The following is a 23,880-nucleotide window of genomic DNA, read 5'->3' on the forward strand; positions in this document are numbered from 1 at the left end:
TCATCGAACCTACTGGACAGAGACGACGTGAGCCGCGATACCGCCATTCAGCTTGCCGCCCGCCATTTCGACTCGGGCGCGTTCCTCGAAGACCTGCAGCGCCGCGTCGCGCATCGCACGGACAGTCAGGAGGCCGACAGCGGCGCGCGCCTGCGCGCCTATCTCACCGACGACCTGATGCCGACGCTCGACGCATGGGGCTTCACCTGCCGCATCGCCGAGAATCCGCACGAGGGCGCCGGGCCGTTCCTGATCGCGCACCGGCACGAGAGCGACGACCTGCCGACGGTGCTGAGCTACGGTCACGGCGACGTCGTGCGCGGCTACGATGCGCAATGGCGCACGGGCCTCTCGCCGTGGGAAGTAAAGGTGGAAGGCGAGCGCTGGTACGGACGCGGCACCGCCGACAACAAAGGCCAGCACAGCATCAATCTCGCCGCGTTGAAGGCCGTGCTCGACGCGCGCGGCGGCAAGCTCGGCTTCAATCTGAAGCTCTTGTTCGAGACCGGCGAGGAAGTCGGCTCGCCAGGGCTGTGGGCGATCTGCGAGCAGTTGCGCGATGAACTCGCGGCCGACGTGCTGATCGCCTCCGACGGTCCGCGTCTCGCCGCACATCGTCCGACGCTGTTCCTCGGCTCGCGCGGCGTCCTCAATTTCCGGCTCGACGTGAAGCTGCGCGACGGCGCGCATCATTCGGGCAACTGGGGCGGCCTGCTGCGCAATCCGGCCGTGGTGCTCGCCAACGCCATCGCCTCGATGGTCGATGCACGCGGCAAGATCCTGATCGAAGGACTGCGTCCGCCGCCGATTCCGGATTCGGTGCGGCGCGCGTTGCAGGACATCGAAGTGGGCGGCAATCCGGGCGAGCCGGAAGTCGATGCCGACTACGGCGAGCCCGGACTCACGCCAGCCGAACGCGTGTTCGGCTGGAACAACATCGAAGTGCTGGCCTTCAAGACCGGCAACCCCGAGAAGCCCGTCAACGCGATTCCCGACCGCGCCTTCGCGCACATGCAGATCCGCTTTGTCGTCGGCACGGACTGGCTCAATCTGCGCGACATCGTGCGCCGCCATCTCGATGCGCACGGCTTTCCGCTGGTCGAGGTCGAGATCGAACGCGGCATGCCGGCCACGCGGGTCGATCCCGACAATCCCTGGGTCCAATGGGCGTTGCGCTCACTCACCGAGACCACGGGTGCTACGCCCGTGCTGCTGCCCAATCTCGGCGGCACGCTGCCCAACGACGTCTTCGCCGACATTCTCCGCATGCCCACGCTCTGGGTGCCGCATTCGTATCCCGGCTGTTCGCAACATGCGCCGGACGAGCATCTGCTCGGACCTGTCGTCTCCGAAGGCCTGCGCATCATGGCCGGCCTGTTCTGGGATCTCGGCGCGCGCGAAGGCGACGCAGCCGCGATCAATCCCGCGTTTCATCTTCCCCGCCAAGCGAAGTGAGGCTTCTTCATGAGCACTGATTCCGTCGGCATGACCCAGCCCGCCTCCGGGCAGGCCGAGCAGAGCAAGATTGCGCGGCTCATCGTCGCGACCTCGATCGGCAATGCGCTGGAGTTCTACGACCTCGTCGTGTACGGCTACTTCGCCGGGATTCTCTCGAAGCTGTTCTTCCCAGCGCAGGACCATACGGTCTCGCTGCTGCTGACGCTCGGCACCTTCGCGCTGTCGTATCTCGCGCGGCCCGTCGGCGCGCTCGTGCTCGGCTCGTACGGCGACCGGCACGGCCGCAAGGCCGCGCTGACGCTGTCCATCGCGATGATGACCATCGGCACCGGCATCGTCGCGCTGATGCCGCCGTATGCAACCATCGGCATCGCGGCGCCGATCCTCATATTCGCGTCGCGCCTGCTGCAAGGCTTCTCCGCGGGCGGCGAGTTCGGCAGCTCGACAGCCTTCCTCGTCGAGCACAAGCCGGAACGCAGCGGCTTCATGTCGAGCTGGCAGTTCTCCAGTCAGGGCGCGAGCACGCTGCTCGCCTCGCTGTTCGGCGCGGTCCTCACGAGCACGCTGACGCCCGCACAACTCGAAGGCTGGGGCTGGCGCATCCCGTTCCTGTTCGGCATGCTGATCGGGCCGATCGGGCTGTATATCCGCCGCCGCATGGACGAGACGCCGGAGTTCGAGCACGCAGAGAAGCTCGCCTCGCCCGTGCGTGTGATGCTCGCCACGCAGAAGGAACGGCTGCTGGTCTCCATCGGCTCGCTGATCCTCACGACCACGGCCAACTACATGCTGCTCTACATGCCGACCTACGCCACGCGGCAACTCGGGCTGTCGCCTTCGTCGGGCTTCATCGCGACGCTTTCGGCGGGCTTCATCATGATGGTGCTCGTGCCGGTGGTCGGGCATCTGTCGGACAAGTACGGGCGTTATCGCATCATGATCACGACCGGCGTGGTGTTCTTCCTGACCGTGTATCCGGCCTTCATGTTCATGAACGCGCATCCTTCGCTGCCGACGCTCATTGCGGCCGTCGTCTGGGTCGCGTTGCTCAAGGCCACCTACTTCGCGCCCATTCCCGCGCTGATGGCCGAGCTGTTCCCCACCGCCACCCGCACGACCGGCATGGCCTTCGGCTATAACATCGGCACCACGGTGTTCGGCGGCTTCACGCCGCTCGCCGTGGCGTCGCTGATCGCCGTCACGCACAACAATCTCGCGCCCGGCCTGTATCTGATGATCGCGGCCGTCCTGAGCCTGTTCACCCTGGTGTGGGCAAAGCGGCGCCTGAACATTCGTTGAGTACCGAAGGAGTCAGCAGCATGAATGAGGCTTTGCAGCGCGCGATCCGCTTTTCGATCGACCATGAATCCGCCTGGGATCGCAAGGTCGACGGCAACTGGGGCGTGCATGTCAACGATCCGCCGCCGTGGAACCGGCTGCTCGGTCCCGTCCATGATCGCGGCGGCGTGTCGGGGGCCATCGCTCTCGATGGCAAGCTCATCGCCAGTTGGGGCGAGCCGGACCGCGCGGATCTCACGTTCAGCATCGCCAAGACGTATCTCGCGCTGCTTGCGGGCGTCGCGTTCGATCGCGGCCTGCTGCCCGATCCCGACGAACCCGTGCGCGAACGCATTCGCGGCATCGGCTTCGACGATGCGCACAACGCGCAGGTCACCTGGACGCAATTGCTGCAGCAGACGAGCGAATGGACCGGCGAATGCTTCGGTCTTCCGGATCAGGCGGACCACTATCGCGCGGTCACGTTCGGCGACCCGCCCGCCGGCAAGAAGGGCGAGCGCCGGCCTTTGAACACGCCCGGCACGTACTGGGAATACAACGACGTGCGCATCAACCAGCTTTCGCTGGCGCTGCTGCATCTGTTTCGCGAGCCGCTGCCGGAAGTCTTCCGCACGGCCATCGCGGAGCCTTGCGGCCTCTCCGGCAACTGGAACTGGGCGGGCTATGACCACGCGTGGACCGAGATCGACGGCAAGCGCATGCAGTCCGTGCCCGGCGGCACGCATTGGGGCGCAGGCATGTCGATCAGCGCGAACGATCAGTTGAAGATCGCGCAGATGCTGCTCGACGAAGGCGTCTCGAACGGGCGGCGCGTGCTGTCGGCGGAATGGATCGCGCGCATGCGCACGCCGGTGGCGCTCGCGCCTTACTACGGCTATCTCGTGTGGCTCAACAGCGGACAGAAGATGTTCCCGCGCGTGCCGGCATCGAGCTATTTCGGCGTGGGCGCGGGCAGCTCGTTCATGTGGATCGAGCCGCAAAGCCGCCTCGCGCTGATCGTGCGCTGGCTCGACTCCGCTTACGCCGGCGAATTCTTCGGCCTAGTGCATGAGGCGCTGGAACCGCTGCGCCGATGACGCTTCAGTGCGCAACCTCGCGGACCGGGCAACGCGGGATGTCGAAGAAAAGGCGGGCGCCTTCCTGGCAGTCTTCCGCGCCGATCATGCCGTCGTGTTCCTGGACGATGGACCGGCAGATGGACAGACCGAGGCCGATGCCTTCGGGTTCGGTCGTGAAGAAGGGTTCGAAGAGATGCTGCCTCGCATCCACCGAGAGCCCCGCGCCCGAATCCGTGACGGCCACCCTGAAGTAGCTGTCGCCGACGGTATCCACCGTGATCAGGATGTCCTTCCGTTCGCCCGACGCACGCTGGATCGAGCGTATGGCATTCGTGATGAGGTTCATCAGGACCTGCTGCATCTGGAGGTTGTCGGCGCAGACCATCGGCGCAGGCGATGCAATGGCGGTGCGCAGCGTAATGGCGTGACGATCCAGTTCCTGACGCACAAGGGGCAGCACTTCGTAGAGGGTGTCGGCAAGATCGATCATCTTGCGTTCCGCGCGGCTCTTGCGGGCAAACGAACGAATGCGGTTGATGACGTCGTTGGTGCGCTGCGCCGACTTGACGATTTCATCGAAGCTGCGGCTCGCGTCGCCGACTGAAGGCGAGCGCCGGTCGAGCCAGCGCAAGCCCGCCTCGCCATTCGCGATGATGCTCGCGAGATGCTGCTTCATCTCGTCGGCGATGCTGGCCGTCAGTTCCGTCAGCACCGAGAGGCGGGTCACGTGAGTGAGGTTGGTCTGTGCTTCCATCAGCGCGTTCTGCGCGTTGCGGGAGTCGGTGACGTCGGCCAGCGCGCCGACATATCCGACCGCCCCGCTCGTGGCTCGGATCGATCGCGCGACCATGCGCAGATAGCGCAGTGCGCCTGATCTCGCCGTCAGCCGGAACTCCTGCTGGGTCGCGTCGTCGCTGGGTTTGTTGCGGAAGAACGCGGCGCCGACGCTTTCGACGTCATCGGCGTGGATCCTCGCGAGAATGTCCTCGATCTCGATGTCGGCGGTGTCGTCCGCGTCGAGAATGCGGCGGCACTGCGCGGAACAGTGCAGGATGCGTGAATCGATCATCCAGCTCAAGCTGCCGATGTTGCTCAGGCGCAGGGCCTCGGAGAGATGCGCCTCGCTGCGTCTGAGCGCGTCTTCCGACAGCCGCCGTTCGGTGACCTCCGCCGTGGTGCCGATATACAACCGCGGACGCTCGCCGGGCCGGCTCCATGGCCGCAACACGATCTGCAGCCGGCGCCATGCGCCGTCGGGCCGGTCGATGGAAAATTCAGTCGTGAAGATCTCGTCCTTCACATCGCTGATGATGGCCAGCCCATGCAGGCCGATGACCCGCTCACGGTCGGTCGCATGCACGTGTTGCATCAGCGCGTCGAAGGTGGGAATGCCGTTGGCTACGCGCAAGCCCCAGATGTCGTACACCTGCTCCGACCACTGCATGTCGCCGGAATCGGCGTTCCAGGTCCACGCGCCCGTCTTGCTGATCCGCTGGCCCTCGGCGAGCAGCGCCTCGCTGCGCCGCAAGCGTTCCGCGGTCAGCGTGCGCTCGCGATTCTCTTGTTTGAGCGCGTCGTAGAGCCGGGCGTTTTCCATCGACACCGCAGTCTGCGCCGCCAGGATTTCGACGAGCGAGATCTTCGCGCGGTCGATCGGCGTGGATGTCGAACGGTTCTCCGCGTACAAAATGCCAGCCAGGCGGTCCTGTCTCAGTACAGGGAGAAACAGGCCCGACTTCGGACGATGAGCATGCACATACGGATCGTCCGGAAAGGCTTCGGGTTGATCGATCAGCAACCGCTCTCGGCTGTTCATGACCGTATGAGCGATCGTCATCGGCAGCAAGGCACTGAAGATTTCGTTCGCGCGACAGCTGACTTCCACGCGCTGCGGCGAGGCCACGGCTTCCGCCACCACTTCGGCAATACCGTCGATCAACAGGATCAGGACCGCCCGTTCCACGCCCAGTTGCGTCACCGCGATCCGCATGAACTTCTTGATGAGCTGCGCCCGGTTCAGTTCGCACGACAGCTCGCGCGACATCAGGATGGCTTCGGCATCGGCGCAATCCCGGGGCACGGGAATCGATTCCACCAAGTCAGGGTTCGTCAGGGCGTCTGGCGTGACGAAGCCGGCGAGCAGCGTCGATACGGCGCGGGCGATGTCAGGCAACCCGCATGTTAGGGCGAACGCCGCACGCCTTCTTTCGAAAGCGCACGGCATTTGCGGACGGACACGGAGCAGCGTTACGTGTACTGGAGTGAAGCGGTGCCCGTCGCGCGGGTGCGCGGACCGTCGATGTCGAAATGCCTGGCGAGCGCATCCACGACGTGTTCCGCCATCGCGTGACGCGTTTCGTGCGTGCCCGACCCGATATGCGGCGTCAGCACCAGCCTGCGATCGCGCAGCAGCGCCTCGGGAACCTCGGGCTCATGCTCGAAGACATCGAGCGCGGCGCCCGCCAGTCCGTCCGCCGCCAGCGCCGTGACCAGCGCGCGTTCATCCACCACCGGACCGCGCGCGATATTCACGAGGAAACCAGCCGGCCCGAGCGCGCGAATCACGTCCGCATTCACGAGATGATGCGTCGCGGGCGAAAGCGGGCACGTGAGGATCAGCATGTCGCTGTCGTGCGCGAGCCGGGTCACGTCGTCGTACCAGGGCAGCTCGACATTCTTGCGGCTCGGCCCGAAATACGCGACGGTCGAACCGAAGGCATGCAGCCGCTTTGCGATCGCCGAGCCGATCGTCCCCAGCCCGACAATGCCAACCTTCATCCGCGAAATCGAGCGTCCCAGCCGGTACTGGCTCTGCGTGAGCCATTGGCCCGAGCGCACGAAGGCATCGGCGTTCACGAAGTCGCGCGTGAGCGCCAGCGCAAGACCCACCGCCGCATTCGCCACGTCTTCCGCCAGGATGTGCGAGGTGTTTTCGATGCTCACTCCACGCGCACGCACCGCGCCGATGTCCACGTTGTCCAGGCCCGCGCTGTAACTCGAGATGATTTCCAGCGCGGGAAGCGCATCGAGGAAGGCGGCATCGATCTTCGTCTTGCGCAGCGCAATGCCGCGGATCCTGCTGCCCTGCTCTTGCAGGAACGCGTGCGCGGCGGCGGGATCGTCGGGCAGGTCGAGCACCGTGAAGTGCGTTCTCAACTCCTCGTGAGTCCACTCGGGCAGGTCGGCCGCATTGAGAATGATAGGTCGGGTCATGGTTCGGAATGAATGTTGAAGGCGCTGCCTGCCAAGGCGATTCAGGCCATTTTCACGCGCTCGATCTTGCCCATGAAGAACAGGTAGACCACCGCGGCAACGAGGCAATGCGCGGCGACGAAGTATAGTCCGGCCGTATAGCCGCCCGTCGCCTGCACGATGTAGCCAAAGACGATGGGCGTGACGATGCCGCCGATATTGCCGATGCAGTTGAAGATCGCACCGGCGAGGCCTACGGCTTCGCGCGGCGCGGTGTCGCTGACCACGGCCCAGGTGCCCGCGCCCGCCGCCGCGCCCTTGCCGAAGAAGGCCAGCGTCATCAGCAGGACGATCACGGCATTGCTTTCGACCACCGCGGACAACACGAGACTGCATCCCAGCCCCATGCCGACGATATACGGCGTCTTGCGCGCCCACGAGACGCTCCAGCCGCGCCGGATCAGCCAGTCCGAGATCGTGACGCCCGCAATGCCGCCTACTAAGCCCGCGATGGCCGGAACCATCGTCGCGAAGCCGGCCTGCATGACGTTCATGCCGCGCGCCTGCACGAGGTAGATGGGAAACCAGGTGATGAAGAAATAGCTCAGCGCGATGGTGCAATACTGCCCGACATACGCGCACCACAGCATGCGATTGCCGAGCAGCATGCGCATGACGCCACGCGAGAGCGGCGGACGCGCCTTGAGCGACTGCTTCGAATCGATATCGATCATCGCGCCGCCCGCGATGATGTGCTCAAGTTCGCCGCTGGACACGCGCGGATGATTGCGCGGCTCATGCATGACGACGGCCCATGCGCCCGCCGCCGCGATCCCGATCACGCCGAGCGCGATGAACGGCGCGGGCCAGCCGAACTGCGACGTGAGCCAGCCGGCGAACGGCGAGAAGATCGCCACCGCGAAATACGAAGCCGATGCGAACAGCGACGTCGCCAGCCCGCGTTCCTCCTTCGGAAACCACATGACCGCGACGCGGCCGTTGGCGGGAAAGCTGGGCGCCTCGATCAGCCCGAGCGCGAAACGCAGCGCGAACAGCAGGCTCAGCGCGATCGAGAGATCCGATGTGAAGTTGCCGATGAACCCGACCAGCATCGTGGCGATGGACCACAGGATCAGCGTCGCGCCGTACATGGTCTTGGTGCCGAAGCGGTCGAGCAGCAGGCCGCCGGGAATCTGCCCGACGACATAGGCCCAGCTGAACGCGGACAGCACGTAGCCCAGCTGCACGTGATTCAGGCCGAATTCCTTCGAGATGCCGGGGCCTGCAATCGAGAGGATCGCGCGGTCCGCGTAGGCGACGGTCGCCAGCAGCAGGATCATCGCGAGAATCGAGTAACGCGTGCGCGTCGTGCGGGCCGTCGTGCCCGCTATATACTGGGTCGTCCGATCTGTTGCCACTGTCATCTCCTGTTTCCATGTCCCTGAAGCGGTCGCTTGAACGCGCCGCCCGATGCCCTTGTTCGAACTGCCGGGTCTTCCTTCGGGGTGGTGTGTTTAGCCGATTAAACCGGCGTGGTGCATGAGCGTCAATCTTGATTGATTCGATCAACGTGAAGAACTGGATCACGCAGGAAGAAGCCTGCGAAGCTCTCGGCGTGCGCAAGCAGACGCTGTACGCCTATGTCAGCCGCGGCCAGATCGAGGTGCGGGACGACCCGCAGCAGGCGAACCGCAACCTCTATCGCGCGACGGATATCGCCGGGTTGCTGAAGAAGCGCAGCCTCGGACGCGGCCGCAAGAAAATCGCGGCCAGCACGATGGCCTGGGGCGAACCGATCATCGATACGCGCATCTCCACCATTGCGCGCGGCACGCTCTATTACCGCGGCAGGGATGCGGTGCATCTGGCGGCATCGGCGAGTTTCGAGGACGCCGCGCAGCTGCTGTGGGACACGCCCGGACCGCCGCACTTTCCCTCGTTCGAACCGGTCGCATTCGACGGGCCCGCCGAAGCGCGGGTCTATGCGGCGCTGGCGCACGACGCCGCCCGTCCCTCGCGCGAACACGCCGACCGCTTCGGCGAAGCCGCGCGGCTCGTGGGATTGCTCGCGAGTCAGTTCTTCACATCGCGTTCGGATGAAGGGCCGCTGCACGCGCGCATCGCGGATGCGTGGGGCGTGCCGCGTCACGCCGATTTGTTGCGCCGCGTGCTGGTGCTGCTCGCGGATCAGGAGCTGACGAGTTCGTCGTTTGCGGCGCGCGTTGCGGCATCGACCGGGGCATCATTGGGCGCGAGCATGATCGCGGGACTGGCTGCGTTCTCGGGACCGATGCACGGCAACGCCATCGTGCGCGTGGGCGCCTTCATGGACGAAGCACGAAGCGTTGGAACCGAAAGGGCCGTAGAGGAACGCGTCGCGCGAGGCGAATCGCTGCCGGGCTTCGGCCACGAACTCTATCCGCAAGGCGATCCGCGCGCCGCCAATCTCCTCTCCGCCTTCGACGCGCCTCGCGCCGCGCGCGAGTTGATCGAATGCGTCGGGCGGCTGACGGGCACGCCGCCCGCCATCGACATCGCGCTCGCCGCGCTCGTCGAGCATTGCGCGTTGCCGGAAGGCGCGGCGTTCGCGCTGTTTTCCATTGCGCGCAGCGTCGGCTGGATGGCGCATGCCATCGAACAGATCGAGGAAGGCACGCTGCTGCGGCCGCGCGCGCATTACATCGGGCCGGCCGTCGTCGATTGAAGCGGACAACCCCGCGCCAATGAAAACACCCCGAACGCCGGATCGCCATCCGACATTCGGGGTGTGCTTTCAGCTTGCGTCTTCAGGCTACGTTCAGAAGTCCGTCGTCATCGAAAGCAGCAAGGTGCGCGGCGCGCCTTGCGTCAGATATCCGCCGATCGTCGAGGCCCAGTACGACTTGTTCGCCACGTTGAGCACGCTGGCGCGGAAGGTCGTCGGCTTGCCGAACACCACGGTCGCATAGCGCGCGCCCAGGTCGAAGCGGTTCCAGTGCGGAATCGACAGCGTGTTGGTCGTGTTCAGATACTGCGAACCCGTGTAGATCCAGCGCGCCGTCAGCGTGAGGCCTTGCAGCATCGGCACGTCGTATTCCGCGTTCACGTTGAACATGAAGGTCGGCACGCCGATCGGCTTGTTGCCGTCCGTCGTTCCGCTGCCGGTGTCGATCTGCGTCGCGTGGATATACGTGCCGCCGGCGATCAGGCGCACGCCCTTCACCGGCTCGCCGAACACCGACGCCTCGATGCCGCGATGGCGCTGCGTGCCGTCCGCGACGAAGAAGTTGGCCGCGTTCGTGTAGGTCAGCGGCTTCTCGATCTGGAATGCCGCGACCGTCGCGCCGTACTGGCCGTTGTCGTACTTCGCGCCGACTTCCCACTGCTTCGACTTCTCCGGCGGCAGCAGTTGTCCCGTGTTGGCCGCGGTGGACGGCGCCGAATCGCCGATGGTCAGCGCTTCGCTGCGGTTCGCGAACAAGGAGACGTTCTGCCACGGCTTCACGACGAGGCCGAACAACGGCGTCGTGACCGAATCGTTATAGGCTTCGGTCTGCTTGCCGGTGTAGTCGAAGTTGTTCGCGTGCAGGTCCTGATGACGCACGCCGACCGTGAACAGCACGCGGTCGTTCAGGAAGCCGAGCGTATCCGACACCGACACACTGCGCAGCAGGCTCAGCGAGACGGTCTGCGGGTCGCCGAGATCGCCTGCCGAACCGACGGTCGCCGGATACGGCACGCGCGGCGTGTCGTAGATGCTCGACGGGAACGAGCTGCTGTAGGTGTAGGCGGACATCGAGTCGACGCGCACGATCGACGCGCCCGCCGTCACGAAGTGCGACACAGGGCCCGTGTTGAAGCGGCCGCGCACGCCGGCTTCGGCGGAGCTGCCGTCTTCCTTGTGCGGCACGCCGAGGCGCGACTGCGTGATGCCGGTCGTGTTGATGCTCGGCGACGCATATTCGCCATGCTCGTCCGTGTGGCGCATGCCGCCCGCGACATACGCGGTCCAGCCGGGCAGGAAGTCGTACTCGGCGCGCAGGATGCCGACCGTGTCCTCGATCGAGCTGTAGCCCCACGACTGGCCGTAGTTGTAGGTCGCGGCGGGCGGCGCCGGGACATAGTTGGCGTAGTCATAGACGGTCGAACGTCCGCCGTTGATGCGCTGCCGCTGATACAGGAAGTCGGCGTACAGACGCAGCTTGTCGCCGCGCCAGTCGAGCGAGACGGCCGTGGTGTTGTCGCGCTTGTGCTCGCCGTCGATCGCCGTTTCGCCATCGTGATTCGCCTGATTCACGCGAATGCCGAACTGGCCTTCGCTGCCGAATCGACGGCCCACGTCCACGTGCGCGCCGATCATGCCGGACGCTTCGCCGTCCACGGTCACGCGGGTGAGCGGCTTGTCGTCGGCACGCTTCAGTTGCAGGTTGATGCCGCCGCCCACTGCCGAGCCGTTCGGCGACGCGCCGTTCAGGAACGCATTGGCGCCCTTGAACAGGTCGACGCGTTCGAGCGCATCCGTGGCCACGAGCTGACGCGGCGTGATGCCGTACAGGCCGTTCAGCGAGATGTCGTCGCCCTGGAGTTCGAAGCCGCGGATCACGTAGGTTTCGGCGAAGTTGCCGAAGCCGAACGCCGTCCGCACCGACGGATCGTTCGCCAGCACGTCGCCGATCGTGCGCGCCTGCTGGTCCTCGATCAGCTTCGATGTGTAGGTTGTCATGCTGAACGGCATGTCGAGGTTCTTCTGCTTGCCGAGCACGCCGTAATCGGCGCCGCGCGCGACCTGGCCGCCCGCGAAGGTCGGCGAGAGATCGCCGGGCAGTTGTTCCTTGCTCGCCTGCACCTTGACGGCCGGCAGCGCGCTGTCCTGGGGCGCGGCAGCCGCCGTGCCGGTACTGCCGGTATTGCTCGTATCAGCCGATTGCGCGTGAGCCGACAGGGAAAAAACCATCGCCACCGCGGCGACGATCGCGGCGCGCTGCGCCAGCGCAGGCATGGCCTGCGAGGTGTAAGAACGGAATGCGGACATGAATCAGGAAAGGGCTTCGGTGATGGTCGGTCTTCCGTCCCGGGGCATCGTCTGGAATCCGGGCGGCATTGTTCTGCGTCGCAAGACCGGGCGCGCACGAGGCGCGACGGATGAGACTGGCGTTGTGCGCCGGATTATAGAGTGAATGCGAGTCGTTATCATTTATTGATTGCGCGATTTGCATCCGCGCAACATCCCACCCGGCAGGAACTACCGCGTCGAGCTTTATTCGAGGGATGGGCGCTGGCTTGAAGAGTGTCGCCAGCGCTCAACACGCTAGGAAGCGATGGAACGGCCGCGCGCCGCCCTTTCGCTTGAGGCCGCCGCCGATTGCCGGCGTGCGGCGCGCTTGCGAATCCAGATCATCAGGCCGGTAATGCTCAGCACCGCCACCGCGATGCCCACCGCGCTCACGAGAATGCGCCCGCCAATGCCCACGATGCGCCCTGAATGCAGTGGAAACTGCGCCTGCATGAAGATGTCGCCGGCCGAGCCGCGTCCGGGAATGGTCGAACCGGCCAGCGCGCCGGTCTGCGCGTTGTAGTAGAGCCAGGCGTTGCCGAGGCCCATGTCGCCGTGATCGTGGCCCGGCGCGAAGAAGCCGACGCCGTAGGCCTTGAACATCGGCGCGTAGTAGAGCGCGCCCATCGGCTGGGTGAGGTTCTGACGTTGCGCGTCTTGCGCGGCTTTCTGAAGAATCTCCTCGCGCGTGGCCAGCGGCTGGCCGGGCGGTCCGGCGCGCACCAGCGCGGGGTTGTCGAGGAAGGACGGCGAGAGCTTCGAGAACGCCGAGACAACCGGGCGCACCACCGGTTCGGAGAGGTTCATGGAAATGGATGTGAGGGCCATCGTCAGCAGCAGGCCCCAGATCCAGACGCCTCCAGAGCGATGCAGGTCGAAGGTCAGCGCGTAGCCGCCGCGCTTCACGCGAAACGCAAACGACTTGCGCCACGCCTTCACGCTCGGGAACGACAGGATCAGCGCGATGCCACTGTCGAAGAACCACAGGATCCCGACGATGCCGAGCAGCCAGGTGCCCACGTCGATTCCGCCGACGAACGGCAGATGCAGCGTGTAATGCAGCTTGTAGAGGAACGGCATCAGGTCGATGCGCGCGAGCGACACGGCGCCCCACATGCGCTGCGCCTGCACCTGGCCGGTCGCGGGATCGACGGCGATCTGGTTGTACGCGACCTCGAACGGCGCGTTGGTGGCCGGATTCGTGCGCGGCATGACCATCATCTGCGCGGTGTGGCCCGGCTCGACGCCGAGCGGCATGTAGGTCACTTCCACGCGCGGGTCGGCGGCTTCGATACGGCGCGCGAGTTCGAGCGGCGGCAGCGCGGGGCCGTCCGTGCGGGCGTGGAAGAACGCGGGATTGAGCCACGCGTCGATCTCGTGATCCCACGCGATGATGGCGCCCGTGAGGCCCGAGACGAACAGGAACAACGCTGTGGCGACGCCAAGCCAGCGATGCAGGCGAACCATGACCGGCCTCATGCCTGCGGGTCCTCGGAACAACGGTCGTACGCGACGGGTTTCATCGAAATCTTGCGACGTAAATAGGAATTGTTCGCAAGTTTATCGACGGCAAGCCTGATTCACAAGGCTTTCGTAAGGTACTGAAGAAGTTTCGAGAGGTATGCAGCGCTCGGTGCGTGAAACGAGCCTTGCGCCGCCCGATGCCTCAATGACCTTCCGGGAACAGCGCTGCCTGAACCATCGCGCGAGCGGCGGCGTGCCGGTCCGCCAGGAATTCGTCGCGATTCTTGCCCGCGATCCACGTCGGGGCGCGGCCACGGCCGCTCCAGGTGGCGCCGCTGACCGGGTCGCGATATTTCACCGGAGATTCGGCCGCCGGGGTCTGCGCGCTTTGCCCGGACGATTCCGACACCGTCTTGCGGCCCATCAGTTCGGCCAGCGAGATGCCGTACTCGCGCATTTTTTGCACGATTTCGCGCAGCACATGCTGGGTTTCCTTTTCTTTCGCTTCGGCCAGTTGTCTGTCCAGGGCTTCTTGCTGCGCCCTCAGTTTGGCGATTTCAACGCTTTGATATGCCATGGTCTTCTTGAAGATTCGCCGCGATCCGGCGACTGTTGTGTTGTGTTCGGCGTTCGAAATTCTACGACATTCGCGAATGGACTTCGAACACCCCTCCGGCGTTCCTCAGGCGAGTTCGAGAAAGTTGCGCACGACGGACGACGGATCGTCGCGCCGGGACGCAATGGCCAGCCGCGCGCGCAAGCCACGCGCCAGCAGCGGCCGATACACCACGCCCCGCACGCGCACCTGCGTGATCGACTTCGGCACGATGGAAATGCCCAGCCCCGCCGCCACCAGCGTCACCGCCGACGCCATCTGCGGCGCGGGCTGCGCCAGTTGCGGCTGGAACCCGGCGGCGGCGCACGCGGCGACGATGTCGTCGAACAGCGTGCCGCCCGCCACGCGCGGCACCTGCACGAAGGGTTCGTCGGCGAGATCGGCCAGCGCAATGCGTGTCTTCGACGCCAGCCGGTGCGCGACCGGCAGCGCCACCAGCATGGGTTCCTCGCGCCAGTCGCTTTGCAGCAGCGCATCGGCGACACGCCGCACCGGCCGGATGATTCCCACGTCCAGCTGGCCCGCTTCGAGCAGGTCCAGCAGCACGCCCGAGGCCGCCTCGTGCAGCGCCAGCTCGGCTTCGGGATAACGTTCGCGAAAGCGCCGGATCAGACCTGAGACGTGTTCATTGAACGCAGCGGTGCCGGTGAAACCGACCCGCAGATGTCCGGTCTCCCCGCGTGCGGCACGCTGCGCCGCCCGCGCCGCGCGCTGGGCGTCGTCGAGCACGCGCCGCGCCTCATCTGCGAAGACTTTTCCGGCCTGTGTGAGTTCGGCGCCCCGCGCGCTGCGTCTGAACAGTTCCACGTCGAGTTCCTGCTCGAGTGCCTTGATCTGCTGGCTGAGCGGCGGCTGGCCGATGCCCAGCTGCTCGGCCGCCTTGGTGAAGTTCGACGTCTCGGCGACGGCGAGGAAATAGCGCAAGTGGCGAAGCTCCATCCTTTTTAATCCCCGATGCCGCTCAACATTCGAAAAGGCCAGTGCTGAAACATATCGCTGCCCATGTTTTCATATATTGGACATATGGCTCGACATTGGCAAGAATGAAGTCAACTTTCTTCTTCAATCAATCAGGCGATGTCCTCCCCTTCCCTCACATCCCCGGTGGATGGCACGCGGCGCGACGCGCCCTCGAACGGCGTCCTGCCTAGTTCGTCCGCCTACCGGCGCATCGCGCTCGCGCTGTTTCTCGCCGGTTTCTCCACGTTCTCGCTGCTGTACTGCGTGCAACCGTTGCTGCCTGCGTTCTCGCGTGAATTCGGCATCGGCGCGGCGGCGAGTTCGTTATCGCTGTCGCTCTCGACCGGCTTCCTCGCGGTCTCCATCCTGTGCGCCGGCGCGCTGTCCGAACGCGTCGGACGGCGCGGGCTGATGTTTGCATCGATGACCTCGGCGGCGCTGTTCAACCTGCTGGCCGCCAGCGCGTCGAGCTGGGACCTGATGCTCGTCTGGCGCGCGCTGGAAGGCTTCACGCTCGGCGGCGTGCCGGCTGTCGCCATGGCCTATCTCGCGGAGGAAATCGCGCCCGAAGGACTCGGCCTCTCGATGGGTCTCTATGTGGGCGGCACGGCGTTCGGCGGGATGATCGGACGGATCGGCATGAGCGCGCTGGAGCAGTATTTTTCGTGGCGCACGGCGATGTCGACGATCGGCGTGATCGATCTCATCGCGGCTCTCGCTTTCGTGATGCTGCTGCCGCCTTCACGACGCTTCGTCAGGCGCACCGACCTGACGCTGCGCCATCACCTGCGGCTGTGGCAGGCGCAACTGCTGCACACGCGTCTTCCGTTCGTCTTCACGATCGGCTTTCTCGTGATGGGCGCGTTCGTGACGGTCTACAACTACGCCGGTTTCCGCCTCATCGCCCCGCCCTTCAATCTCGATTCGACCCAGTGCGGGCTGATCTTCGGCGCGTATCTGTTCGGGATGGTGTCGTCGTCGAGCGCGGGCGCGCTGGCCGACAAGCTGGGCCGCGCGCCGGTGCTCATCAGCGGCGTCGTGGTGCTCGCCGCCGGTCTCGCGCTGACGCTATCCGCATCGCTCGTGGCGGTGATCGCGGGCATCGTGCTCGTGACGATCGGCTTCTTCATCGCGCATTCGGTCGCGAGCGGCTGGGTCGGAAGGCTGGCCGGTTCGGCCAAGGGTCACGCGGCCTCGCTCTATCTGCTCGCGTATTACCTCGGGTCGAGCGTGCTCGGGTCGATTGGCGGCGCATTCTGGCAGCACGGCGCATGGCCCGCCGTGGCGGCCTACGTCGCCGTACTGCTCGTGCTGAGCCTTTGCGTGGCGCTGCGCGTCATTCGACAGCCCGCCGAAGCGTGATTGATGCGCATCATGCGCACAACGGACTGACAAGCGGCCGGGCGATGCGCAGATAATCGTCCGACGCGAGCAGCATCGAGCGATCGAGCCGGCCCGCATTGAACGCGATTTCGTCGAAGCGTTCGATCAGTTCCGGATCCACGATCAACTTCACCGCGGGCGAGAAAGAAAACGGCGGAATTGCGCCGATCACGCAGCCGGTCTCGCGCTGCGCTTCCTCCGGGGTGGCGAGTGTGGCCTTCCTGATGCCCGCTGCCTTGGCGACCTTCTTGAAGTCCAGTTTCCTGTCGCCGGGAAGAATGGCCAGGATCATCTGGCCGTCCGCGTCCTTGCTCTTGCAGAGCATCGCCTTGGCGCCCTGTCCGGGTTCCGTGCCGCGCAACGCCGCCACCAGATCGCAACGACCTTCCTCCGGATGCTCGAGCACGCGATAGCGCGCGCCTTCCCGCTCCAGCGCGTCGATCAGCTGATCGAACGGCGTGTTCATGGCGGACGTGACCATCACACCGCCGCCAGCGAGCAGAAGCGTTCCAGGTCGATGTTGCCGCCACTGATGATCACGCCCACGCGCTTGCCCGCCAGTTGCTCGCGCAGGTTCAGCGCAGCGGCAAGGCCGAGACAGCCGGTGGGCTCCACCAGCATCTTCATGCGTGTCGCGAAGAACTTCATGGCTTCGACCAGATCGGCATCGGATGCGGTGAGGATGTCGTTCACATCGCGCTTGATGATCCCGAAGGTGATGCGCCCGAGATGCTGAGTCTGCGCGCCGTCGGCGATGGTCACCGGCGTATCGATATGCACGATTTCGCCCGTGCGGAACGAGCGCTGGCCGTCATCGCCCGCTTCGGGCTCGACACCATGCAGCACGCATTGCGGCGCCAGCGCACGCGTGGCCAGCGCCGTGCCGGACAGCAGCCCGCCGCCGCCGAGCGGCACGAACAGGTGATCCAGCGCACCGGTTTCCTCGAACAGTTCCCGGGCCGCCGTGCCCTGGCCCGACAGGATGTCCGGGTGATCGTATGGCGGAATCAGCGTGAGACCGTTTTCCTCCGCGAGACGGCGGCCGATCGCTTCGCGGTCTTCCTTGTAGCGGTCGTAGACAACGACTTGCGCGCCGTAGCCCTTGGTGGCGGCGACCTTCGCGGCGGGTGCATCGTGCGGCATGACGATGGTGGCCGGAATGTTCAACAGCTGTGCCGACAGCGCGATGCCCTGTGCGTGATTGCCGGACGAGAACGCCACCACGCCGGCCTTGCGCTGCTCGGCCGAAAACTTCGACAGCGCATTGAACGCACCGCGAAACTTGAACGCGCCCATGCGCTGGAAGTTCTCGCACTTGAAGAAGAACTCGGCGCCGGTCAGCGCATCGAGCGTGCTGGAAGTCAGAACCGGCGTGCGATGCGCGACGCCCGCAATGCGCGAGGCGGCAGCCTCGACGTCGGCGTAGGTGGGGAGGCTTGGAGTCGTCATGTCGGACATGCCGTGAGAAGGGTTGGCCAGGGTCACACTGCGCATGGCACGTCACGATTCCGTGCACTGGACGCGTCGCGCATTTTCAACATTATGTCTATTTTTGTACAAAAAATCAATGCGCGCGACGGCTTGAGATGGCATGCTTTGTACTCGTTGACGCAACCCGACGCGACCGACCCGTCCAGACACCATGACCCAAGCCAAGCTCACCGTCGAACAGCGGACCATTCTCGAACAGGTCAAGCAGATCGCCGCGGGTCTGGGCGAAACACTGGCGCCGTTCACGGAGGTCGTCGTGCATGACCTGCGCTCGCCGAAACACGCGGTGCTTGCCATTCACAACAATCTGTCGGGCCGCAAGGTCGGCGATCCGGCAACGGAACTCGGCCTGGCCCGCATCGCCGACGACGCCTATCCGCAGATTCTCGCGAACTACGCCAACCGTTTCGCGGACGGCCGGCAGGCGAAGAGCACGTCGATCGGGATCAAGGATTCGGACGGCCGCTATATCGCGGCGCTCTGCCTGAATGTCGATGTCACGCTGTTCCGCAGCCTGACCAATATGCTCGAGCAGTTTTCGTCGCTGGGTACGGACGGCGTGCGGGAATCGCTGGATCCGTCGAGCGCGGATTCGCTGCGTGAGCGCATCGACCGCTTCGCCGTGAGTCAGGCGACCACGCCGCAGGCCCTGCGCGCCGACCAGCGCCGCGCGCTGATGCAGGCGCTGAAACAGGAGGGCTTCCTGGATTTGCGGCGCTCGATGGAAACGGTCGCGCAACATCTCGGCGTGTCGCGCGCGACCGTTTATAACGACGCCAAGTAAAGCCACTGCGCGCGTCAGCCCGCGTATCCGGCGCCGGCTTCTTCGAGATGACGCGCCAGCCGCCGCGGCGCGCGGCCGATCAGCGATTCGAGATGATCGGTCACGATGGAAAGATTGCCCGCGCGGGTTTCCACATCGGCCGAGACGAGGACATCGACGAATACATCCGGCACACCGGCCGCTTTCAAGCCCGCTGCGAGCTGTTCGTCCGTTACTTCCACGAGCGCCAGCGGCTTGCCCGTCGCCCGCCGCGCGAGTTCAGCGATCTCTTCGCGGTTCAGCGCTTCCGCGCCCGTCAGCGTGTATGTGTGGCGCCCGGCGTCCGGCGTGGCGAGCGCGGCCGCGATGGCCTCGGCGATTTCCTCCCGCGCCACATAGGACGTTCTGCCACCGCGCGCAGCCGAATGCCATGTGCCGCTCGCAAACGCGCCGGGCAATGCCATGTGCAGGTTTTCCTGATACCAGCCGTTGCGGAAAATCGCGTACGGCAGGCCGGTCTGCTTGATGGCCCGTTCGGTGCCGAGGTGATCCGGCGCGAAGCTCAACAGCGAACTGTCCGGATTGGGAAGCGACGTATAGGCAAGCCGTCCGGCACCTGCTTCTACCGCCGCCGCCACCGCATTGCGATGTTGCTTGAGGCGCGTATCGGCGCCGTCGAGCGCATCCGTCGAGATGATGAGCACGGTGCCGGCGCCTTTGAAGGCATCGGTCAGTGCGGCGGGATCGTCGAAGTCGGCGCGGCGCACGTCGATGCCCCGCGCGGCGAGATCGGCGAGCTTGTCCGGGCTGCGGCTGCCCGCGATGATGCGCCTTGGCCCGACGCCGCGCGCCAGCAAATGCTTGATGACCAGCCGCCCAAGTTGACCGGCTGCACCGGTCACGAAAATCGTATCGCTCATAGTCCTGCCTCATTCCGGGTGATACTCTCAATTTGAGAGCGCCTCGATGATCGGGCGTCGATCGTCTTCCGTAAAGAAGGCAGTTTTTCAGGAGATAGGCACCGAATGGGAACCACCAAGGTCAGTTCCAAGGCCGCGCCCAGCGCAGTCAAGACGATGCTGGATGCCGCGCGGACGAAGTTTGGTGATGTATCGAACTGTCCGGTGCGCGATGTCATCGACGTGATCGACGGACGATGGACTTCGCTGCTGATGATGGCGCTGGCCGAGCAGCCGTATCGGTTTGGCGAACTGCGGCGGCTCGTGCCGGACATCTCGCAGCGCATGCTGACGCAGACGTTGCACGAGCTTCAGCGCGACGGCTATGTCCACCGTGAGGTGTTTCCGACCAAGCCGCCCGGCGTTGAATACAGCCTGACCGATCTGGGCCGCTCAATGTACGCCGCGCTGCACGTGCTGCTGCGCTGGGCCGACGAGAATCATGCGGCGGTCAAGGCGGCACGCGAAGTGTTCGATGCGGCGAGGCAGTCCGCGTAACGGCACTTCACGCGCCCAAGGCTGCGCGTGCGAGCGCCAGCCCGCCGAATATCCCGACGAAGCCGAGCAGCAGCGTGCCGCCGACATAGAACATGACGGACAGCACGTCGCCGCGCTCCCAGAGCAGCGCGGTCTCGAGCGAGAACGTGGAATAGGTGGTGAAGCCGCCGATGATGCCCGTGGTCAGGAACAGGCGCACGCTCTGGTCGGCGTGGCCGCGCAGCGCGAACCAGCCGGCCACCACGCCCATGGCGAACGAGCCGAGGACGTTGATGCCGAGCGTTCCATAGGGAAATGACGGACCGAAGAGCGCGAGGGACGCTCGCCCGGCCAGGTGACGCGCCATCGAGCCGAGGCCGCCGCCGACAAAAACCAGAACGAAGGAAAGAAACGATTGCACGAGGAAACTCCTGTCGGACGTGCGCGCACCCTTGCAGGCAACGAGGTCGCGCAACGCAATTCAACAGGAGTCATCAGCCGGACGGCGGTTATCGGGGGCACCCCATCCCCATCGAGCGAGACTTTAGCATCTCTTCCGGCGACGGCGCATCTTCGCTTGCCGCGCCTGAACCTTCGTGACATGACTCGCCGCAAACGCTTGTCCCACAAGGCACGCGGGATCGAACGGACGCGCTGACATGAGATGAAACAGTTTGCGCGTGGATTTCGACCGGGCCGCTCGCCACAATGGGTTCATTCACAATCCACCCACCAAGGCGAACCATCATGGAACTGGAACTGCTTGGAAAAATCTCGCTGTACGCGATGGGCATCGTGCTCACCGCGTCGCTGATCGAAGCGCTCGTCCTGCACTTCAAACACAAAGGCACCGACCGCGCCTTCGACTGGCATGAAGCCTGGATCTCTCTTGCCGATCTCGTCGGCCGCAAGCTGCTCGCATTCGTGCCGATCTCGCTGGCCACGCCGGTCTTCAACTTCGCATGGGAGCACCGGATCCACACGGTCACGAGCAACACGGCGCTCACGATCTTCCTGCTCTTCATCGGACAGGAGTTCTGCTACTACTGGTATCACCGCGCCTCGCACACGATCCGCTTCTTCTGGGCGAATCACGCCGTGCATCATTCGCCGAACCAGTTGACGCTGTCTTCCGCCTACCGTCTTGGCTGGCTGACCAAGCTTGCCGGTTCGGCGCTGTTCTTCACCCCGCTCGTGTGGTTCGGCGTGAAGCCCGACGTGGTGCTGGCGGTGGTGTCCATCAACCTGCTCTATCAGTTCTGGCTGCACGCCACCTGGATTCCGAAACTCGGCTGGCTCGAATATGTGCTCAACACGCCTTCGGCGCACCGCGTTCATCACGCCTCGAATGCCACCTATCTCGATGCCAACTTCGGCGGCGTGCTGATTGTCTTCGACCGGCTGTTCGGCACCTATGTGGAGGAACGCGCTGAAGAGCCCTGCGTCTACGGCCTCACGACGCCGACAACTTCGCATAATCCGGTGGTCGTGGAACTGGAGCATTGGGCGAGTCTCGTGAAGGATGTGGTGCGGGCGAAGAGCGTCTCCGATGCAATCGGCTTCGTGCTGCGTCCTCCCGGCTGGCTGCCGAACGGCGAGGGACACACAACCGAAGCACTTCAGAAGCGCGCCAAAACGTTGAACACAAGAACGCCTGAGCGAGCGCGGGACCGAAACAACGTGGGCGGAACGCATCTTCCGCCCACGTTGCATCTCGGCGGGCGAAGCTTAGAACGTGACCGACTGGCTGATCACTTCCTTGCCGTTGACGAAGATGGTCGAGCTTGCGCTGCCGGTCGTGCCCGTGGTCGGCGTAGTGGTGGAACTGGGAACGCCGGGCACTTCGATGATGGTCGTGGTCGACTGCTTCCTCGCGCCGCCGGCAACGTGGGACACACCCAGAGCGCTTCTTTCGATCTTGATCATGTTGTTCTACTCCTTAGTCAGATAAAAACGGCCGATCAGCCGTTGACCCGAAACTCGGGATCTTTGCCTCTACATTCCCAATTAGTCAGTAACTCGAAACATCAGGAATGTGAAGCCATTGTAAAGTTGAAGTTGGGCGTTCAACTTCGTGAAAACTCTCAAAACACCGGGTGGTTGTATGTCATTTCGTTATCCCATGCAATTTACGCAGTGGTCGGAAACCGCCTATTGTTCTCGCCGTTCGACTCTGCTAAATCACGTCGACCCGGCGCATTCAAGCGTGTTTTCGTATCGTTGCCGCCGCAACGCCGGATGCCGCGAATGCGCACAGCGCGGAGAGCAACGCAACGGCACGCAGGCCTGCGGCAATGGCGCCGGCCTCCGCGCCCCCGGCGCGCAACACGGCGTCGTGCGACCATACGAACGCAATGCCCAGCACGGCAATCGCCAGCAGGCCCGCCACGCGCGCCACCGCGTTGTTGATGCCTGAAGCAATGCCCGCGCGCGCGCCCGGCACCGACGCCATCACGGTCGTCGTCAGCGGCGCGACGGTGATTGTCATGCCGAGGCCGAGGACCACGAGTGCCGGAAGGAACCCCAGCCAATAGCTGGCCGGCGCGACACGCAGCGCCAGCATCACGAACCCGATGCCGGCGATGCCCGGCCCCACGGTAAGCAGGGCCCGCGCGCCGTACCGGCCCGTCAGTCCACCTGTGAAGCGCGACAGCAGGCCGATGATGAGCGGCATCGGCAGAAGGGCGGCCCCGGCCTGTGCCGCGTTGAATCCATAAGCGCGAATCAGCGTGAACGGCAGGAAGAACAGCACCCCGCCCAGCCCGAAGTACAGCAGCAAGGTGACCACGTTGGCGCCGGTGAAGTCGCGGGAATGGAAGATGTCGAGGGGAATCATCGGATCGCGGCTCCTGGCCTCGATGACCAGGAACACGGCAAGCAACAGCACGCCCGCGCCGATCATGCCGAGCACCCGCGCAGCGCCGAAACCGTGCGCAGGCGCTTCGGTCAGCCCGTAGGTCAGTGCAGCAAGTCCGGCGGCAGCGCTCACCGCTCCGGGCCAGTCCAGCGTCGACGGCGCGTCGGCCTTCTGGCTGTCGGGCACCGAGAGCAGCGCCAGCAGGATCGTCACGGCGGCCAGCGGCACGTTGAGGAAGAAGATGGCGCGCCAGGAGAACGCATCGACGAGCCAGCCGCCCGCCGCCGGTCCCACTGACGACGTGATCGCCCCCACGCCCGCCCACGTGCCGATGGCCCGGCCGCGCTCGGCGCCGTCGAACACCGCGCCGATGATCGCGAGGCTGCTCGGCACCAGCAGCGCCGCGCCGATGCCCTGCACCGCGCGCCCCGCGATGAGCCAGCCGGTGTCCGGCGCGAAGCCGCACGCCGCCGACGCCGCCGTGAACAGCGCAATGCCGGCGACGAAGATCGTGCGCCGTCCGAGCTTGTCGCCGAGCGATCCGCCGACCAGCACGAGCGCGCCGAGAAACAGCAGGTAGGCGTTCACGACCCACTGCATCGCCGCGATGCTCGCGCCCAGTTCGCTCTGGATCGACGGCAAGGCGACGTTCACGACCGAGCCGTCGATGAACGCCATGCTCGAACCGAGAATCGTCGCGGACAAGGCGAGCCGCTTGCGGGTACACGGCGCGTCGTTGGCGCACGGCTGCACGCGGATGATGCCTTCGTCGCAAGGACTCGCCTGCGCCGCGACCGCATGCGGGCGTTCGCGGAGTTCGTGGCTTTCGGTGGATGCGCTGGCCAAGATGCCTTCCCCGTCTTGTGGACAC

Annotated in this window: 19 protein-coding genes, 1 pseudogene and 1 riboswitch; of the genes and pseudogenes, 8 read left to right on the plus strand and 12 right to left on the minus strand. The window is 65.1% G+C overall.

The window, feature by feature from the left end; translation table 11 throughout:
- Positions 1 to 27 precede the first annotated feature (27 nt).
- Genes QCE62_RS32030 through QCE62_RS32040 form a run of 3 tightly spaced genes read left to right on the plus strand, consistent with a single transcriptional unit; the run spans position 28 to position 3,833 of the window.
- Positions 28 to 1,455, plus strand: coding sequence for a M20 family metallopeptidase (locus QCE62_RS32030; RefSeq protein WP_309926834.1), 1,428 nt, complete (start codon positions 28 to 30; stop codon positions 1,453 to 1,455).
- 9 nt (positions 1,456 to 1,464) lie between these two features.
- Positions 1,465 to 2,757 carry an MFS transporter gene (locus tag QCE62_RS32035; RefSeq protein ID WP_309926836.1) on the plus strand — a complete coding sequence of 431 codons (1,293 nt, stop codon included), beginning with the start codon at positions 1,465 to 1,467 and terminating at the stop codon, positions 2,755 to 2,757.
- A 20-nt stretch (positions 2,758 to 2,777) separates the two neighbouring features.
- Positions 2,778 to 3,833: a serine hydrolase gene (locus tag QCE62_RS32040; protein WP_309926839.1), complete on the plus strand. Its 1,056-nt coding sequence runs from the start codon at positions 2,778 to 2,780 to the stop codon at positions 3,831 to 3,833.
- Positions 3,834 to 3,837: 4 nt separating this feature from the next.
- On the opposite strand, the gene QCE62_RS32045 is transcribed toward QCE62_RS32040, so the two are convergent.
- Genes QCE62_RS32045 through QCE62_RS32055 form a run of 3 tightly spaced genes read right to left on the minus strand, consistent with a single transcriptional unit; the run spans position 3,838 to position 8,425 of the window.
- The gene (locus QCE62_RS32045; RefSeq protein ID WP_309926841.1) at positions 3,838 to 6,039 is read right to left on the minus strand and encodes an ATP-binding protein; all 2,202 of its coding nucleotides are present in this window, start codon (positions 6,037 to 6,039) and stop codon (positions 3,838 to 3,840) included.
- A gap of 23 nt (positions 6,040 to 6,062) precedes the next feature.
- Positions 6,063 to 7,028: a 2-hydroxyacid dehydrogenase gene (locus QCE62_RS32050; protein ID WP_309926844.1), complete on the minus strand. Its 966-nt coding sequence runs from the start codon at positions 7,026 to 7,028 to the stop codon at positions 6,063 to 6,065.
- A 41-nt stretch (positions 7,029 to 7,069) separates the two neighbouring features.
- Positions 7,070 to 8,425 (minus strand): MFS transporter, encoded by a 1,356-nt coding sequence (locus QCE62_RS32055; protein ID WP_309926847.1) that lies wholly within the window; start codon positions 8,423 to 8,425, stop codon positions 7,070 to 7,072.
- 134 nt (positions 8,426 to 8,559) lie between these two features.
- On the opposite strand from QCE62_RS32055, the gene QCE62_RS32060 reads away from it, so the two are divergent.
- On the plus strand, positions 8,560 to 9,711 hold the full coding sequence (locus QCE62_RS32060; RefSeq protein ID WP_309926849.1) for a citrate synthase family protein: 1,152 nt from the start codon (positions 8,560 to 8,562) through the stop codon (positions 9,709 to 9,711).
- Between the two features lie 93 nt (positions 9,712 to 9,804).
- On the opposite strand, the gene QCE62_RS32065 is transcribed toward QCE62_RS32060, so the two are convergent.
- The 4 genes from QCE62_RS32065 to QCE62_RS32080 all read right to left on the minus strand — a co-directional run bounded on the left by QCE62_RS32065 (position 9,805) and on the right by QCE62_RS32080 (position 15,058).
- The gene (locus QCE62_RS32065) at positions 9,805 to 11,985 is read right to left on the minus strand and encodes a TonB-dependent siderophore receptor (protein WP_309927544.1); all 2,181 of its coding nucleotides are present in this window, start codon (positions 11,983 to 11,985) and stop codon (positions 9,805 to 9,807) included.
- A gap of 309 nt (positions 11,986 to 12,294) precedes the next feature.
- On the minus strand, positions 12,295 to 13,518 hold the full coding sequence (locus QCE62_RS32070) for a PepSY-associated TM helix domain-containing protein (RefSeq protein WP_309926850.1): 1,224 nt from the start codon (positions 13,516 to 13,518) through the stop codon (positions 12,295 to 12,297).
- Positions 13,519 to 13,705: 187 nt separating this feature from the next.
- Entirely contained in the window at positions 13,706 to 14,080 is a 375-nt protein-coding gene (locus tag QCE62_RS32075) for an H-NS histone family protein (RefSeq protein ID WP_309926851.1), read from the minus strand.
- 105 nt (positions 14,081 to 14,185) lie between these two features.
- A complete protein-coding gene (locus QCE62_RS32080) occupies positions 14,186 to 15,058 on the minus strand; it encodes a LysR family transcriptional regulator (protein ID WP_309926853.1) in 873 nt (290 codons plus the stop codon).
- Positions 15,059 to 15,196: 138 nt separating this feature from the next.
- On the opposite strand from QCE62_RS32080, the gene QCE62_RS32085 reads away from it, so the two are divergent.
- Positions 15,197 to 16,441: an MFS transporter gene (locus tag QCE62_RS32085; RefSeq protein ID WP_309926855.1), complete on the plus strand. Its 1,245-nt coding sequence runs from the start codon at positions 15,197 to 15,199 to the stop codon at positions 16,439 to 16,441.
- 10 nt (positions 16,442 to 16,451) lie between these two features.
- Here QCE62_RS32085 and QCE62_RS32090 read toward each other — a convergent pair whose 3' ends face one another.
- Together QCE62_RS32090 and QCE62_RS32095 are read right to left on the minus strand one after the other, a co-directional pair.
- Positions 16,452 to 16,943 carry a YbaK/prolyl-tRNA synthetase associated domain-containing protein gene (locus tag QCE62_RS32090; protein ID WP_409017952.1) on the minus strand — a complete coding sequence of 164 codons (492 nt, stop codon included), beginning with the start codon at positions 16,941 to 16,943 and terminating at the stop codon, positions 16,452 to 16,454.
- Positions 16,943 to 17,911, minus strand: a complete 969-nt coding sequence (locus QCE62_RS32095) for a threo-3-hydroxy-L-aspartate ammonia-lyase (RefSeq protein ID WP_309926857.1) — start codon at positions 17,909 to 17,911, stop codon at positions 16,943 to 16,945. Before QCE62_RS32095 ends, QCE62_RS32090 begins: the two co-directional genes overlap by 1 nt.
- A 193-nt stretch (positions 17,912 to 18,104) precedes the next feature.
- Between QCE62_RS32095 and QCE62_RS32100 the strand changes: the two genes are divergently transcribed.
- Positions 18,105 to 18,737 (plus strand): PAS domain-containing protein, encoded by a 633-nt coding sequence (locus tag QCE62_RS32100; RefSeq protein WP_309926858.1) that lies wholly within the window; start codon positions 18,105 to 18,107, stop codon positions 18,735 to 18,737.
- A 14-nt stretch (positions 18,738 to 18,751) separates the two neighbouring features.
- On the opposite strand, the gene QCE62_RS32105 is transcribed toward QCE62_RS32100, so the two are convergent.
- Positions 18,752 to 19,636 carry an NAD(P)H-binding protein gene (locus QCE62_RS32105; protein ID WP_309926860.1) on the minus strand — a complete coding sequence of 295 codons (885 nt, stop codon included), beginning with the start codon at positions 19,634 to 19,636 and terminating at the stop codon, positions 18,752 to 18,754.
- Positions 19,637 to 19,741: 105 nt separating this feature from the next.
- Here QCE62_RS32105 and QCE62_RS32110 point away from each other — a divergent pair, with 105 nt between their 5' ends.
- Positions 19,742 to 20,173, plus strand: coding sequence for a helix-turn-helix domain-containing protein (locus QCE62_RS32110; protein ID WP_309926861.1), 432 nt, complete (start codon positions 19,742 to 19,744; stop codon positions 20,171 to 20,173).
- A 7-nt stretch (positions 20,174 to 20,180) separates the two neighbouring features.
- On the opposite strand, the gene crcB is transcribed toward QCE62_RS32110, so the two are convergent.
- A complete protein-coding gene (crcB, locus tag QCE62_RS32115; protein WP_309926863.1) occupies positions 20,181 to 20,573 on the minus strand; it encodes a fluoride efflux transporter CrcB in 393 nt (130 codons plus the stop codon).
- A 57-nt stretch (positions 20,574 to 20,630) separates the two neighbouring features.
- Positions 20,631 to 20,692: riboswitch (Fluoride riboswitch) on the minus strand.
- 207 nt (positions 20,693 to 20,899) lie between these two features.
- Here crcB and QCE62_RS32120 point away from each other — a divergent pair.
- Positions 20,900 to 21,787, plus strand: a pseudogene (locus QCE62_RS32120) (sterol desaturase family protein); the annotation flags it as partial.
- A gap of 565 nt (positions 21,788 to 22,352) precedes the next feature.
- Here the strand turns inward: QCE62_RS32120 and QCE62_RS32125 are convergent.
- Positions 22,353 to 23,855: an MFS transporter gene (locus QCE62_RS32125; RefSeq protein WP_309926865.1), complete on the minus strand. Its 1,503-nt coding sequence runs from the start codon at positions 23,853 to 23,855 to the stop codon at positions 22,353 to 22,355.
- Between the last annotated feature and the right edge of the window lie 25 nt (positions 23,856 to 23,880).

This window comes from Caballeronia sp. LZ033 (assembly GCF_031451265.1).
In the GTDB taxonomy this organism is placed as follows: domain Bacteria; phylum Pseudomonadota; class Gammaproteobacteria; order Burkholderiales; family Burkholderiaceae; genus Caballeronia.

Excerpts from the sequence above, each read along its gene's own strand:
- QCE62_RS32065 (WP_309927544.1), bottom strand. The coding sequence starts at position 11,985 with ATGCCTGCGCTGGCGCAGCGCGCCGCGATCGTCGCCGCGGTGGCGATG.
- QCE62_RS32105 (WP_309926860.1), bottom strand. The coding sequence starts at position 19,636 with ATGAGCGATACGATTTTCGTGACCGGTGCAGCCGGTCAACTTGGGCGG.
- QCE62_RS32070 (WP_309926850.1), bottom strand. The coding sequence starts at position 13,518 with ATGAGGCCGGTCATGGTTCGCCTGCATCGCTGGCTTGGCGTCGCCACA.
- QCE62_RS32080 (WP_309926853.1), bottom strand. The coding sequence starts at position 15,058 with ATGGAGCTTCGCCACTTGCGCTATTTCCTCGCCGTCGCCGAGACGTCG.
- QCE62_RS32045 (WP_309926841.1), bottom strand. The coding sequence starts at position 6,039 with ATGCCGTGCGCTTTCGAAAGAAGGCGTGCGGCGTTCGCCCTAACATGC.
- QCE62_RS32110 (WP_309926861.1), top strand. The coding sequence starts at position 19,742 with ATGGGAACCACCAAGGTCAGTTCCAAGGCCGCGCCCAGCGCAGTCAAG.
- QCE62_RS32035 (WP_309926836.1), top strand. The coding sequence starts at position 1,465 with ATGAGCACTGATTCCGTCGGCATGACCCAGCCCGCCTCCGGGCAGGCC.
- QCE62_RS32050 (WP_309926844.1), bottom strand. The coding sequence starts at position 7,028 with ATGACCCGACCTATCATTCTCAATGCGGCCGACCTGCCCGAGTGGACT.
- QCE62_RS32040 (WP_309926839.1), top strand. The coding sequence starts at position 2,778 with ATGAATGAGGCTTTGCAGCGCGCGATCCGCTTTTCGATCGACCATGAA.
- QCE62_RS32085 (WP_309926855.1), top strand. The coding sequence starts at position 15,197 with ATGTCCTCCCCTTCCCTCACATCCCCGGTGGATGGCACGCGGCGCGAC.
- QCE62_RS32090 (WP_409017952.1), bottom strand. The coding sequence starts at position 16,943 with ATGGTCACGTCCGCCATGAACACGCCGTTCGATCAGCTGATCGACGCG.
- QCE62_RS32075 (WP_309926851.1), bottom strand. The coding sequence starts at position 14,080 with ATGGCATATCAAAGCGTTGAAATCGCCAAACTGAGGGCGCAGCAAGAA.
- QCE62_RS32095 (WP_309926857.1), bottom strand. The coding sequence starts at position 17,911 with ATGACGACTCCAAGCCTCCCCACCTACGCCGACGTCGAGGCTGCCGCC.
- QCE62_RS32100 (WP_309926858.1), top strand. The coding sequence starts at position 18,105 with ATGACCCAAGCCAAGCTCACCGTCGAACAGCGGACCATTCTCGAACAG.